Annotated in this window: 6 protein-coding genes; all 6 read right to left on the bottom strand. The window is 43.9% G+C overall.

What is annotated here, in order from left to right; all coding sequences use genetic code 11:
* Positions 1-2400, bottom strand: a complete 2400-nt coding sequence (locus tag G563_RS0103845; RefSeq protein WP_229598436.1) for an ABC transporter permease — start codon at positions 2398-2400, stop codon at positions 1-3.
* A gap of 39 nt (positions 2401-2439) precedes the next feature.
* Positions 2440-4872, bottom strand: coding sequence for an ABC transporter permease (locus G563_RS0103840; protein ID WP_028664144.1), 2433 nt, complete (start codon positions 4870-4872; stop codon positions 2440-2442).
* 74 nt (positions 4873-4946) lie between these two features.
* Positions 4947-7328, bottom strand: a complete 2382-nt coding sequence (locus G563_RS0103835) for an ABC transporter permease (RefSeq protein ID WP_028664143.1) — start codon at positions 7326-7328, stop codon at positions 4947-4949.
* Positions 7329-7415: 87 nt separating this feature from the next.
* Positions 7416-9845 (bottom strand): ABC transporter permease, encoded by a 2430-nt coding sequence (locus G563_RS0103830; RefSeq protein ID WP_028664142.1) that lies wholly within the window; start codon positions 9843-9845, stop codon positions 7416-7418.
* Positions 9846-10110: 265 nt separating this feature from the next.
* On the bottom strand, positions 10111-12507 hold the full coding sequence (locus G563_RS0103825) for an ABC transporter permease (protein ID WP_028664141.1): 2397 nt from the start codon (positions 12505-12507) through the stop codon (positions 10111-10113).
* A 71-nt stretch (positions 12508-12578) separates the two neighbouring features.
* Positions 12579-14987, bottom strand: a complete 2409-nt coding sequence (locus tag G563_RS0103820; RefSeq protein ID WP_028664140.1) for an ABC transporter permease — start codon at positions 14985-14987, stop codon at positions 12579-12581.
* Between the last annotated feature and the right edge of the window lie 233 nt (positions 14988-15220).

The following is a 15220-nucleotide window of genomic DNA, read 5'->3' as shown; positions in this document are numbered from 1 at the left end:
TTATTCCGATTTCAACGATTTGACAGGATTCATCAAGGCGGCTTTGATGGATTGGTAGCTCACCGTAAACAAGGCAATAACAACCGTTACAAGCCCCGCTAACACAAAAACCAAAGGATTGATGGTGATTTTATAGGTGTATTCTTCCAACCATTTATTCATGATCCAGTACGACAGCGGACTCGCAATCAGAAAGGCCAATAGCACTGGCGTAACAAATCCTTTTGACATCAACAGCACAATTTGGCCTATGCCTGCTCCTAGCACTTTGCGAATGCCAATTTCCTTGGTTTTTTGCTGCGCCAGCGACGTGGCCAACCCAAGCAAACCTAAGCAAGTGATAAAAATGGTCAAGAAAGCAAACCCTTGTGCCATGAACGATAACCGCTCTACACTCTCAAATTTTTTGTTGTAGGCTTCATCCACAAAATGATACTCAAACGGGTAATTGGGGTTGTATTTCTTGAAAACGGCCTTTGCTTTTTCTAGGTTTTCACTCATTGGTTTGGCCGCATTGTACTTGACGTGTACTGCGTTGAAGAAATTCATCTTAGGACCCGCGATTGTGACCGCGTTGATTTCTCGAAAAGGCGATTGCATCACAAAATCCTTCACGACCCCAATCACTTGAAACTCCCAACCCCCGTCGGTAATTTTTTCGCCAATAGGACTCTTGAAGCCCATCATCTTTTTGGCGGTTTCGTTAATAATGACCCCAGAAGAATCGGTGGGATAAGCTTTTAAGTCGAAGTCACGTCCTTCTACAATTTCTAGCCCGAGCGTTTTTACAATTTGGTCGTCTGCGCCAAAACGATCAATATTCCTGTGGTCGTCGGTGGCTTTGCCGCGCCATTGCATCCCGCCCGTGTTGCTCCAGGTTTCAGTGATAGGTGAAAATGTTTTTACGACCGAAACCGCCACGTCGTTTTTCAACAAATCGGCTTTGATAAGGTCAAAGTTTTTAGAAATATCGCCCTCTACGGGATGATAGACCAGGTTGGCTTTGTCATAACCTGATTTTCTGTTTTGGGCATAATCTAATTGTTGCTTGATAATCATGGTACAAGAAATAAGCAAAACAGAGAACACAAACTGACAAACAACGAGTATTTTTCGCGGGGTAATTGGGGATGAAATGTTGAAATAACTTCCTTTCAATACTTGCAAAGGATTAAAACTCGAAAGGAATAACGCAGGATATGACCCTGCTACCAATCCCGTAACGACCACGAAAACCAAAGAGTAAGCAATCCACTCAGGATTCAACCAATCAATGACAATTTTAGACTCAATGAGTTGATTGAACGCGGGAAGGCTGACTATGATGATGCCGATTGCTAACACGCCCGCCAACAATGAGGTGAGAATAGACTCGAAATAAAACAGTTTAATCAGCGAGAATCGACTCGCCCCCGACGCCTTTCTGACTCCTACTTCTTTGGCGCGTTTTTCGCTGCGAGAAGTGCTCAGATTCATGAAGTTGATACACGCAATCAGCAATATCAAGAGGGCAATGACCGAAAAGTTGCGCACTTGTTCGATTTTACCACCTTCTTCTACCCCATTTTTAAAGTTTCCGTAGAGGCGCAACCGTTCAAAGGGGTAAACGAAAGTTTCCCAATTGGCCGTTTCTTTATCGTATCGTTTGCGTAGATGCTTGATTTTCTGGTTAAATGCCTGAGCGTCGGTATTCGTTTTTAGCAACACATAGGTAGTAGTTGAGTTGTTTCCCCAGTACAAACTTTCCATGTTGTTGGCTACCTTAAATCGCCACGGCACGAGGCATTCAAAGGTAAAATCAGTGTTAAGAGGAAGGTCTTTCAACACGCCTGTTACCACAAAATCGCTTTCGTTGTTGAGTTTAATGATTTGCCCCATTGGGTCGGTATTTCCAAATAGTTTTTTGGCAAAATCTTGTGTAATGACCGTACTGTTGACAGCGTTGAGGCAGGTTTTGGCGTCACCTTTGAGTAATGGGAAGGTAAAAATGTCCAAAAAGGTAGAATCAACAATCTGGACAGTTCCTTTGATTTTGGTTTCTTTTGATTGAAACAAATACTTATCAGGCCAATCTACCCGCGTCATTTTTTCGACTTCGGGATAGTCTTTTTGCAACGCAAGTCCCATGGATTGCGGAGTGACGTTCCAACTACTTGTCTTGCCTTTTTCGGTGACCTGATTCCACGCCTGATAAATTCGGTGCTTATTTTCGTGACTATTTTCAAAGTTTAATTCGTCATTTACCCAAAGCAAAATAAGCGCCGACGCCGAAAATCCTATTGCCAAGCCTAGGATGTTGATACTGCTAAATACTTTGTCATTTAGTAGGTTCCGAAAAGCGATTTTGAGGTAGTTGCGTAGCATGGTGGTATAATTGTTATGAATGTAGCGACGTTGCACTGCTGTGGCGACGTTGCACTGCAACGTCGCTACGGGAAATTATTCCGATTTTAACGATTTGACAGGATTCATCAAGGCGGCTTTGATGGATTGGAAACTGACGGTCAAGAAGGCTAACAGCATCGTGGCTGCCCCTGCTGCGCCAAAAATCCACAACGGGATTTCGGCCCGAAACGCAAAGTCCTCTAACCACGCGTACATGGCATAGTACGCCAACGGTGCCGCAATACAGAAGGCAATCGCGACCAACTTTAAAAAGTCTTTAGACAATAAGCCAACAATGCTCAAAAGGCTCGCTCCGAGTACTTTACGCACCCCGATTTCCTTGGTGCGCTGTTCGGCGATGTACGTAATCAGTCCAAACAATCCTAAACAGGCAATGAGTATAGTTAAAATGGCAAAAATGAGCGCAATGGTGCCGACGCGCTGCTCGGCCTGATACATTTCGTTGAAAGATTCGTCAAGAAAATGGTAATTGAAAGGCATACCAGTCGATAGCTGCTTCCATTGACCTTCTATTTGCTTGATGAGTTTTTGTGGGTCTGAGGCATTGACTTTAAACGCCATATCCCAGCCGCTGCGCCCGTATCGGAAGCACAATGCCCCTACATTTTGACGCATTGATGAATAGTGGAAGTTTTTGACCACCCCAATAATCGTCAACGTGACGGGGTTGGAGGCGTTGCCTTCGCTGGTGTAAATATTCTTCCCAATAGGGTCGTCGAAGCCCAACAGTTTGGCGGTTTCTTCATTGATAATGACCGAACTAGAATCGGCTCCGAATTCTTTGGAGAAGTTTCGGCCTTTGATAAGCTCCATGCCCAAAGTAGGAATGTACTCCTCATCAATAGTCCAGTTTTGCATATTAAACCCATTTTTTACGTCGATAATGGGCGTCTTTGAGTACGAATTATCGCTGCGTGACGAATTGGCAACAGGTAAATATCCCGCAAATGCCCCAGCTTTTACCCCCGCCATTTTTTTGACTTCTTCCTTGAAGACGCGGTTGTTTTCGCCTAATGATGATGTTCCCGTCACCACAAGCACTTGGTCTTTCGAAAAACCGAGGTTTTTATGCTGTATATAGTTGAGTTGACGGTAAATAATAAAGGTAGAAATAACCAATACCAACGAGGTGACAAACTGGAAGGTCACCAAAACATTCCGAAAGTTGGAACGCTTAAAGTTAGCATTCAACTTGCTTTTGAGAACTTCAATTGGCTTAAAAGACGACAAGAAAAAGGAAGGATAATACCCCGCCAAAATCCCAACACCGAGGGGCAATGTCAGCAAAAAAGGCAAGTAGGTAGGCTGGTACATGGTAGCGGGCGTAAACTCTTTGCCCGCAATTTGATTGAAGTAAGGAAGGAGTATCGTGGTCAACACCAGCGCGATTCCGAAGGCCAAGTAGCTCGTCAGGATTGATTCGGCCATAAACTGTCGAATCAAGCTGTTGCGCTCCGTACCTAGTACTTTGCGAATCCCCACTTCTTTGGCTCGATTGGCCGACCGAGCCGTACTCAAGTTCATAAAATTGATACAGGCAATGAGTAACAAGAACACGGCCACAATCGAAAAAATATAGACGTATTCGATGTTTCCGTTGACCCCAAACTCGTATAATTTGTTCGATTTTAAGTGAATATCTAAGAGCGGAATGAGGGAATACTGAATGTAATTTCCCGCTTTTTTGAATTCATCCATGCTTTTGATATCAACAAAAGCTTTGGCTTGGGGGAGAATGTATTTGTTAATCAACCCGTCAAACTTTCCCTCAAGTTGTTTGTAATCAGCACCTTCTTTAAGCTTGATGTAGGTGTAGAAATTATGGCTTAGGAAGTTACCGAAGCTGTAATCCACGTTTTTAAACGAAAAAATGACGTTCGTTCTAAAGTGAGAGTTTTTGGGAATATCTTCATAGACCGCCGTTACTTTGTATTCTTGGGGATTGTTGACACCCGTTGAAAGGATTTTTCCTACCGCAGGGCCAGCACCAAAAAACTTCTCCGCTGCCGACTGACTTAAAACAACGGTGTTAGGTGCGTTAAGAGCCGTTTTAGCGTCGCCTTCGATGATTTTAAACGGAAACACCACAAAAAAAGTAGAATCGGCATTGACGCAGTTGTTTTCCACCAAAAATGCGTTGCCTTTTCGGATAAATCGACGACTGTTTTCAGCGTACAGACGCACGTATTGTTCCACTTCGGGGTAGTCTTTTTTCAACGTAGGGCCAAAAGGGTCGGAACTCAGCGCCATTTTCATTTCCGTTCCCCCAAACTTAATGTCTGAGTGTACGCGGTAGATACGGTTAGCGTCTTTAAGATAGCGGTCATAACTGAGCTCATCGACGACGTACAACGAAATCAATAAAAAACAGGTAAGGCCAATCGCTAACCCAAAAATATTGATAACGCTGTATAGTTTGTTTTTAAGGAGGTTTCTCCAAGCGATTTTGAGGTAATTTCGTAGCATAATGATATGATTTTTATGACAATGTAGCGACGTTGCAATGCAACGCCGCCACGGTATTGCAACGCCGCCACGGATTATTCCGATTTCAACGATTTGACAGGATTCACCAATGCGGCACGGAGGGTTTGGTAGCTGACGGTCAACAACGTAATAACCAACGCTCCCGCCGCTGCGGCGGCAAATACCCACCAAGAAATTTCGACGTGATAATCGTATCCTTTCAGCCAATCGTTGAGGTAGTAGTAGGCAATCGGGCTGGCAATCAGGCTAGAAAGCAGTACCAAGCCCACAAAATCGCGCGAAAGCATCTGCCAAAGATTAGGCACACTTGCGCCTAATACCTTCCGAATTCCGATTTCCTTGGTGCGCTGTTCGGCCACGAAGCTCGCCATTCCGAACAAGCCCAAACACGAAATCAAAATGGCCAAAACTGCAAAATAGAGCGACAACGTGCCGATACGTTCTTCGGCTTTGAACTTATTGCCGTACTGTTGGTCAATAAATTCGTAAGAAAAAGGCACGTTTTGAACGTATTTTTTCCAGATGCGCTCAAGTGTGGCAATGGATTTGCTCGAACTTTGAGCCGGGTTGAGTTTAATGGTTAAGTTATACAAATCCTTGTCGCGTGTATGGTAGAGCGAAGGGCGTACGGGGTAAAACGGTGACTCGGCCATAATATCGCTCACCACTCCAATGATGGTGTAAGGTTTGCCATTCCATTTTAAAATTTTACCAACGGGCTCTTTAAATCCTAAAAATTTCGCCGCAGACTCGTTGATGATAAAGGCGGCGGAATCGGTTGCAAAGTCCCTCGAAAAATCGCGACCTTGTTTGATTTTCCAACCCACGGTTTTACCCCATTCTTTGGTAACGCGGCTATTGGGAAAATCTACGCCTAAATTTGGGTCTTTGCCTTCCCAGTCAAAACCACCATTGGTGTTCCAAACCCCTGTAAGTGGGCTGTTAGACGCTGTGAGTTCTTCAATGGCTCCTGCCGATTTCAGTTCAGCTCTGAACGCCTCAAAATGGTCTTGAATTTCTTTCTCCATTCCCATACTTATCAAGCCTTTTCGCTCGTATCCGATAGGGCGGTCTTTGGCGTACTGAATTTGTTGGTAAACGATGATGGTACCAATGATCAAAACCACCGAAACCGTAAACTGAATCATCACGAGCGCCTTGCGCGGAATGGCCGCCCATTTACCCACTCGAAATGTTCCCTTGAGCACTTTCAATGGTTGAAAAGAAGATAAATATAACGCAGGGTAACTACCTGCTAATAAGCCCGTAAGTGAAATAAACGATAGGCTGAGCAACCAGAAAACAGGATTTGCCCACGGAAGTTCTATTTTTTTATCGGCCACTTCGTTGAAAAAAGGGAGACACAGTATAACTAGTAAAAGGGATGCCGCAAAAGCAAATACCACTACCATGTACGACTCCGAAAAGAACTGATTGACCAATTGTGCCCGAACCGAACCAACCGCTTTACGAATACCCACTTCTTTGGCGCGTTTTTCGCTACGGGCGGTGGCTAGGTTCATAAAGTTGATGCAAGCCAATATCAATACAAACACTCCAATGATGCCAAACATCCAAACGTAACGGATATTTCCCCCCGTATTGACGCCATTTTTAAATTCACTTTCCAACGCCCACTTGCTCATTGGGTGTAGAAACGCCTCCCATTTATACTTTAATTCTTCCTTACTCAGGTTGTTGGCTTTGACATTTTTAATGCGTTTGGAAGCTGCTTCCATTGATACATTGTCTGCCACTTGAACAAACGTTTGACTAAAATTACTATCCCAAGGGTCTTCCATTTGTTTGACCCACGGGTTATCAATCAACCAAAGCGACCACGGCATAATCACTTTTAGGTTACGAAAAGAGGTATTGTAAGGCAAATCTTCATAAACGCCCGTCACTTTTACATCGTAAGTACGATTGATTTTCAGGGTTTTATCTAATGGGTTTTGGTTTCCAAATAGCGATTGAGCAACTGATTCGGAAAGCATAATCGAATAGGGGTCTTTTAGACCTGCGTAGGTGCCATACCGCATTTTGAGGCCAAGCATCTCAGGCGCACCTTCCTCAAAATAAATCCCCGATTTTGTAACATGATTATCACCCAATGATAGTACGTACGAGCCTTCCCACGAGGATTGTACCACGTGTTTGAAACTACTTCCGTATTTTGCCCGAATCTCAGGTGCCATTTGGGCAGGATTTGCAGTTTGAGTACCAACTTTCCCGTTGAAAGTAGCATGCTGCATGACTTGGGCAATTCGGTCGTAATGAGCGTGGTAGGTATCAAACGATAATTCGTCGTTGACCCAAAGCCCAATCATCATCGCGACTGCCATACCTACGGCTAGTCCACCAATATTGATGAAACTGTACATTTTGTTTTTGAGGAGGTTGCGCCAGGCAACCTTAAGATAATTACGTATCATGGGTGTATAGGGTTATTGGTATATATATCCCGTAGGGACGTTGCAATGTAGAGACGTTGCATGCAACGTCTCTACGGGGCGTATGGATTATTCTGTTTTCAATGATTTCACAGGATTCAACAGCGCGGCCTTGACCGCCTGAAAACCTACCGTTAGCAATGCAATCACAATAGCCAAAGCACCTGCCGCCGCAAACAACCACCACGAAACAGTGATGCGAGATGCAAAATCTTTCAGCCATTGTTCGGTCAAATACCACGCAATCGGCGAAGCAATCAGGATACCAATAATAACCAGTTTGAGGAAGTCTTTGGACAATAACGCCATGATTCCAAACACCGAAGCCCCTAGTACTTTGCGGATTCCGATTTCTTTAGTGCGCGATTCAACGGTGAACGTAGCCAAGCCAAACAAGCCTAAACAAGCAATAAAAATTGCCCACAACGACGCCGTTGTGAAAATGCGGCTGTACTGTTGTTCAGAAACATAAAGTTTGTTGTAATTATCATCCACAAAGGAGTTGTCAAACGGATTGCCTGGGAAGTAGGTTTTATACAATTTATCCAAAGCCGCTATTTTTTCAGGCATACGGTCGGCGGTCAAGCGAATGGTAAAATAGGCACTGTTGTTTTGGGGATAAAAAATAATGGGGTCAATGGCTCTTTTCAACCCTGTATGGTGGTAGTCTTTCACCACCCCAATTACATCCAAATAACGCTCATCCCACTTAATTTTGGTGCGAAGGGCTTCTTCTGCACTCGCAAATCCCAATAACTCCACCGCTCGTTCATTGAGTAAAACTTTGCTGTTTTGGTTCCAGTCTATATCACATTCGGCAGGCGTAAAGTTGCGCCCCGCCTTGAGGTCGATTTGGTAGGTCTTTAAAAAACGGTCGCCAATGATAGCAAATGAATAGGAAATGAGTTCGTCGCCTGGCTTAGATTTGGGTTGGGTAAAGCCTGAGGTTGAGAAGTTGTACCAACCACTCGGAACGCTTCCTGAAGTGGCATAGTCTTTCACAAACGTTTGTTGTGTCAACTCATTCTGAAATGTGGTTTGGCGTACTTTGTAGGTGGCGTCTTTGCCCACTTCTGGCCCACGAACTACCAACAACTGCTGCGGATTTAGCCCCAAACTCTGCGTTTGCATGTGGTGCAACTGCCGATAAATCACCATCGTTGTCACAACTAAGCAGACCGAAATAGCAAATTGAAAAACGACCAGCGATTTTCGAAGGAGCCCACCGCCCGACGTTTTGGTGACTTGGCCTTTTAAGGTCTTAACAGGATTGTAATTGGAAAGTAAAAAAGCGGTGTATCCACCCGAAAATAAGGAGCCTAAAAGTAAAATACCCAACCCCCACGCCCAGACGGAGGTAGAGGCTAAAGAAGCAAAGGAGAGCGGCGTACCAATCAGTTCGTTAAAAAATGACTGAAGTAAGGCCACTATCACCAGCGCCAAACCAAAACTTAGGACATTAACTAAGAGCGACTCACCCAAAAACTGCTTCACCAAATGGCTTTGCGTTGCGCCAATTACTTTGCGAACGCCTACTTCATTGGCACGTTTGAGCGACTGAGCCGTAGAGAGATTGACGTAGTTGAACCAACCAATGACCAAAATCAAAAACGCAATTCCGCCCAACATATAGACGTACTTGAGGTTTCCTTGCGTGAGATACGTATCGCTCAGTGAAGCTGCTAAGTGAACGTTTTTGAGGGGAATGAGTCGAAATTTAACGCCGTCGTTTTCTTTACTGAGTTCGTTTCGTAGGGCTGTTAGTTTTTTCTCAAAAGCTGCTGGATTTGCTTTTTCGTTGAGCTGAAAAAATGTATTAATGTATTGGTTATCAAGATTTTCTATGTTGGCCCATCCGTTACCGTGCAAGTTGGTGGGGTTACGTAAAGTTTCCAACGAAAACACCATGTCATACCGAATATCCGAGTTGGTGGGCATGTCAGCGTAGACTCCCTCTACTGTAAAAGGGTTAGTGTCAAATTGATTGGAAAGCATCAACACTTTCCCCAAAGGGTTTTCAGAACCAAAGTATTTTTTTGCATGAGAAGCAGAAATAAACACTACGTTTGACTTTTCCAATGCCTTGGGAGCGCCTGCGGTGAGAGGAAAATTGAAGAACGAAAAAAAATTGCCTTCGGCGTAGCTGATGTTGGTTTCGCGGAATGATTCGGTTTTAGCACCTTCACGCCGCACAATACCTTGTGCCATCCCGTCGGCAAAGCGGCAGTATTCTTTGATTTCGGGGAAACGTTGCTTGGCACGCGTAGCCCAGCCTGGTTCTACTTCACCCCACATCACGCCCTTCACGTCTTCATTCAGTAAGCGGTACATGGAAGATAAATGGGTGTGGAACTGATTAAAACTCTTTTCGTGGCTTACGTATTGGAGAATCAACAAAAAAGCCGCGATACCCATCGCCAAGCCAGTGATGTTGATAAAACTATACACTTTGTTTCGGACTAAGTTCCGAAAAGCGATTTTGAGGTAGTTGTGTAGCATGGAGCGATGGATTTTTGTAGAATTTTTCCCAAATGCCATACCAGAAATGTAATAATTTGATTGTCAGTTGTTTGTATTAAATTAAAGCAAATAAAAATGTCCATAAACGGACAAAACCAGTTCGTTTATGGACAGGGCCGTAGCATCGTTGCATTGCAACGATGGTGCTGTAGGCAATGCAACGATGCTACGGCAGACATTGCAACGATGGTGCCATATTGCAATGGTAGAGACGTTGCATGCAACGTCTCTACGCGACGTCGATTTATTCCGATTTCAACGATTTTACAGGGTTGGTCAAGGCAGCTTTGGTGGCCTGAATGACAACGGTCAGCAGTGCAATGACCACCGCAAGGACTGCTGAAAAGATGAATATATCAATACTGATATTGGTTCGATACGCAAAGTCTTCCAGCCATTTGTTAGCAGCATAGTACGCAATCGGAAAGGCAATGACATTGGCCACAACAACCAACCGAAGAAAATCTTTGGAAAGCATCGTAACGATGTTGGCGATGCTCGCCCCTAATACCTTGCGTACACCAATCTCTTTTGTTTTTTGCTCGGCAGTAAAGGTAATGAGTCCAAAAAGGCCCATACAAGCGATAAAAATAGCAATGCCCGTAAAGCCCGAAAAAAGATAGCCCATGCGCTGTTCAGCGCGGTATTGTTTGTTAAACGCCTCGTCCAAAAAGTAATACTCGAACGGGGCATTAGGCTCATATTTTTTGTAGCTTTTTTCAATCGAAGCTATCTTTTGTCGGAAATCTACCTTGGGGTCTAAGCGCAAATAAAGAGCCCGTAACTGCGTTGTATCTTTGACAACTTTTAGCATCATGGCTTCCACTTTTGACTGCAACGAAGCGAAGTTAAAATCTTTCAAAACACCGACGATTTCGGCTTTTTTTGATTCTTTATCAAACACATCCAGTTTCTGTCCGATAGGTTTATCGCTTATTTTTAACTTACCCACTGCCGTTTCATTGACCACCAATTGGTTCCCATGAGCGAGTTCCTTGAGGTTGTCAGGCTTGTGCTTCCATTCTAGCCCCAACAGCTCAATAAAGTTCTCATCTACGGTCATGTTGTTGAGGCTGACGTCTTCGTTGGTGGTAGGAGTTTTAGTAAAAAACATGTTCCAACCTCCCGTAAATAAACTCAGTGATGAAGCACCCAACTGACGAATTCCCACGCTTTGAACCAAGTCATTCCGAAACGCAGCATAGTGTTTTTGGGCTTCGTTGGAAAGCGTGATGACCAACACTTGCTCTTTGTTCATGCCGATTTTCTTGGTTTGCATGTAGTGTAATTGCCGCTGCACTACCATACTGAAAATAATCAGCACAATTGATACCCCAAACTGAAAAACAATAAACACGCGCCGCATGTTTCCGCCTTGCCCCACGGCCGAAAACTTGCCTTTTAAGATGCTGACAGGTGAAAACTTTGACAATAGCAGCGAAGGATACGACCCTGCAATAAGTGCCGTGACAATAACTAGTCCTAACAGAATGGATAAAAACAAGGGGCCTGTTACAAACGAATCGTCGATAGATAAGGATAAAAGTTGATAAAAGGGTGTTTTGAATAGCTGGAATAGTACTAACGCAAGAACGAAGGAAATCAAACTCACCAAAATCGATTCTCCATAAAACTGCGATGCTAAGTGATGACCATGAGCTCCCAGTACTTTACGAATACCTACTTCCTTGGCCCGAATGGTTGAACGAGCTGTGGTAAGGCTCATATAATTGATAAGTGCCAACAGCAACACAATGCCTGCAATGCACAGAAAAATCATGACGTATTTTGTGTTTGAAGAATCTCCCCAGTTGTTTCCAAGGTGAGTTTCCAAAAAAGGCGTTAGTGTATACTTTGAATGCGACTCTAATTCTCCTTTTTTATCTGTGAGTAGCGTTGGAATTATAGCCTCTACTTTTGCAACAGCTTCAGGGTTTTTCAATAAAAAATACGTTTCATAACTTCCCATTCCAACGACATCGTCTGCCTCGTAGCGTTGGCTTGGATCGCGTTTCATGATGCCTTCGAAGGTGGGTAGAGAGGCAATAAAATCAAAATGAAGCGATGAGTTGGTGGGCAGCTCTTTTACTACTGCGGTTATCTTCAACACTTCGTTTTTGTTATAAATCAAGGTTTTACCAACAGGATTGGTGTTTCCAAAGTATTTTTTGGCAATGTTTTCAGTTATCACCACTGCATTGGGTTCAGTCAAAGCTGTGGCTGGGTTGCCGTTGGTAAACTCAAATGCAAAGAGATTGAACAACGAGGGTTCGGAAAAGTAAAAACTCCGCTCAAAAAACTGATGACTTTCGTCGGATTTTATGACTACATCGCCACGAAACGAAGAAGCAATTCGTACAAAATCTTCGACTCCAGCATTAGCCTGTTTTACGGCAGGGCCAAAGTTTTTGGAAAGTTGATTAAACTGGACGGTATTTCCCCCAAAGTTCATTTGGATAAGCGTATGAAAAATGCGTTTTCCCTTGGGATGAAAGCGGTCATAGCTTAGTTCGTGCGATACATACAGTAAAATCAACATACTGACGGCCATTCCAACGGCGAGGCCCATGACGTTGATAAAGCTAAAAACCTTGTTTTTAAGCAGATTTCGCCAAGCGATTTTGAGGTAATTATGTAGCATAATTTTTTCGTTTTTGCCGTTGTAATGTGGTTGTAGAGACGTTGCATGCAACGTCTCTACGCGATGTTGATTTATTCCGATTTCAACGATTTCACAGGGTTGGTCAATGCAGCTTTTACAGATTGGGTACTTACTGTCACCAATGCAATGCCAATGGCTACAACGCCTGCTACCACAAATACCCACCATTCTATTTCAATGCGATACGCAAAATCATTGAGCCAATAATTCATGGCGTACCAAGCTATAGGAGAGGCAATTACGATGGATACCAACACTAGTTTTAAGAAATCGATCGACAACAACGCTGTAATGCTGACCGTTGATGCTCCGAGCACTTTACGCACGCCAATTTCTTTGGTACGCTGAGCCGTGATGTAGGCCGAAAGACCAAATAATCCTAAGCAAGCCAATAAAACGGCCAATATCGAAAAATACGTAAACACCTGATTGATGCGGTGCTCGTTGGCGTACATTTGGTTGTATTCATCGTTCAAAAACGTGTACGTAAAAGGTCGGTGCGGGGCAAACGCTTTCCACTTATTTTCCAAAAACGTCAGTGTTTGGGGAAGGTTATTCCCTGTTAGTTTTACCAATAACACATTGCCCCAAGTCACAGGAAAAATGACCAAAGGACCAATTGGTTGTTTCATCGATGCAAAATGGAAATCGCGTACAATTCCTTTCACTTCGCCTGTTCGGCCACCTACGCGTACTTTTTTGCCAATTGCTTCGGCAGGTTTCCAACCCAGCTGCTTTATCATCGTCTCGTTCAGCAAAAAGCGGTAATCAGCTTGACTCTCGTTTTGGCCTTTGAGTCGTTCCATGTCTTCTGATGATAAATCATTTCCTGCAACCAACTCCAAATTGAGCGTTTCGGCCATGTCTTCATCACACGGAAACGCCGTTATCATTTTCTGAACAGGTGTAGAAGTCCCTACCGTTTCAAGCCCATCGCCCCACTTGATGAGGGTGGGTGTCTCGTAGGCCAACGAAATACTTTTTACGTTGGGGTTTTGTCGAAATTCATTTTTGAGAGCAGGCAGATTTTTATTGATTCGCTCATCGGTCGTTAGCGCAATAACGTGTTGTTTGTCGTACCCAAGTTTTTTACTTTGGATAAAGTGGAGTTGGTTTTTTACGACCAACGTACCAATAATCAACAACACCGAAATCATAAACTGCACGACAATCAACGACTTACGAAGCACTAGCCCTGAAGTCGTATGCTTAAAAGCTCCTTTGAGTACTTTGATAGGCTGGAAGTATGACAAGGCTATAGAAGGATAACTTCCCGCGATAAAGCTCACTACCAACCAAGTGGCTAACAAAGCAATTATTCCTGTGGGTTGCATTAACACGTGCGGGGTAAGCTCGCGTTCAGACAGGTTATTAAATACCGGCAATATCAGTACGACCACCAATAAACTGAGTAGTAAAGCCACCAAGGTTACGACCATCGACTCCCCCAAAAACTGCCAGAATAATTGCCCCCGAACCGCTCCCATTACTTTACGAATCCCTACTTCTTTGGCTCGTTCGGTAGCGCGGGCTGTGGTAAGGTTCATATAGTTGGTGGTGGCGATGATTAAAATGAGCAACGCAATGGCCGAGAAGATATAAATGTAACGAATGTCGCCCGAGGCAACGATTCCACCTTCTGCCTCAGAGCGTAGGTGAACGTCGGTCAGTGGTTCAAACTGGTACGTCAGAAAGTTATTTCCCGTCATTTCGGTTTCTGCGGATTGCTTACGCATGTAAGCAGGCAACTTGGCTTGCAGCTGCGAGGCGGAAGCAGATGGTTTGAGCAAAAAGTAGGTAACGTAATTGGCCGTCCACCACATTTCTGTTTTGGCCGCCGAAAGTGACATAAAGGAAGCCACAAAATCAAACTGAAGCTGTGAGTTGGAAGGCGCGTCGGCGACTACCCCAGAAACGGTATAATCCACTCGGTCTTCTAACCGCAAGATTTGGCCAATGGGGTTTTCATTCCCAAAATACTTACGGGCGGCTGATTCTGTCACTACCACCTGATTGGTCGCATTTAGTGCTGTTGTGGCATCTCCTTTGACCAATGGAAACGAGAACACGCTAAAGAAGGTAGAATCTGCCCAGAGGAATCGAGGTTCACTAAACTGCACATCTCCCTTTTTTACGATAACTTTTTGTTGAGAAAAAGCAGGATCAGCGACGCGTACAAACTGCTCAATTTCAGGAAAATCGCGCTTCAAAGCAGGGCCTACTTTTGTGCCTGTCATCACCGTTTTGTTGCTGGTCCCTTCGATGCTATAGTGCATTATCGTACGAACAATCTGCTGCTTGTTTTTGTGAAACTGGTCAAAACTCAACTCATGCTGAATATACAAAACGATAAGGATACAGGCAGTCAGCCCTGCGGCCAAACCAAAAACATTAATGAAAGTAAATGTTTTGTGTTTCCAGAGGGTTCGGAGCGTGGTTTTTAGGTAGTTTTGAAACATAGTTTGAGCAGTTTTGAGTAAAGGAAAAGAGATCACTGAACTTTCGAGCAATACTTCTTTTAGGGCTTTAATTGAGGACCGAATAATGTCAATGGCTATATGGGTTTTATCTTTTGTTCTAAAGTCATGCCAATAAATTTAAGTATTTGAAGTATAGGGTATTGTATAGTAAAAAAACAAAAAAGTGTCCGAATCTGGACACTTTTTGTACGCGAGTGGACAACGTTATTCAA

Source organism: Runella zeae DSM 19591, assembly GCF_000423565.1.
In the GTDB taxonomy this organism is placed as follows: domain Bacteria; phylum Bacteroidota; class Bacteroidia; order Cytophagales; family Spirosomataceae; genus Runella; species Runella zeae.
Note: the sequence above shows the minus strand (reverse complement) of the source record. Positions and strands in the feature narration are given on the sequence as shown.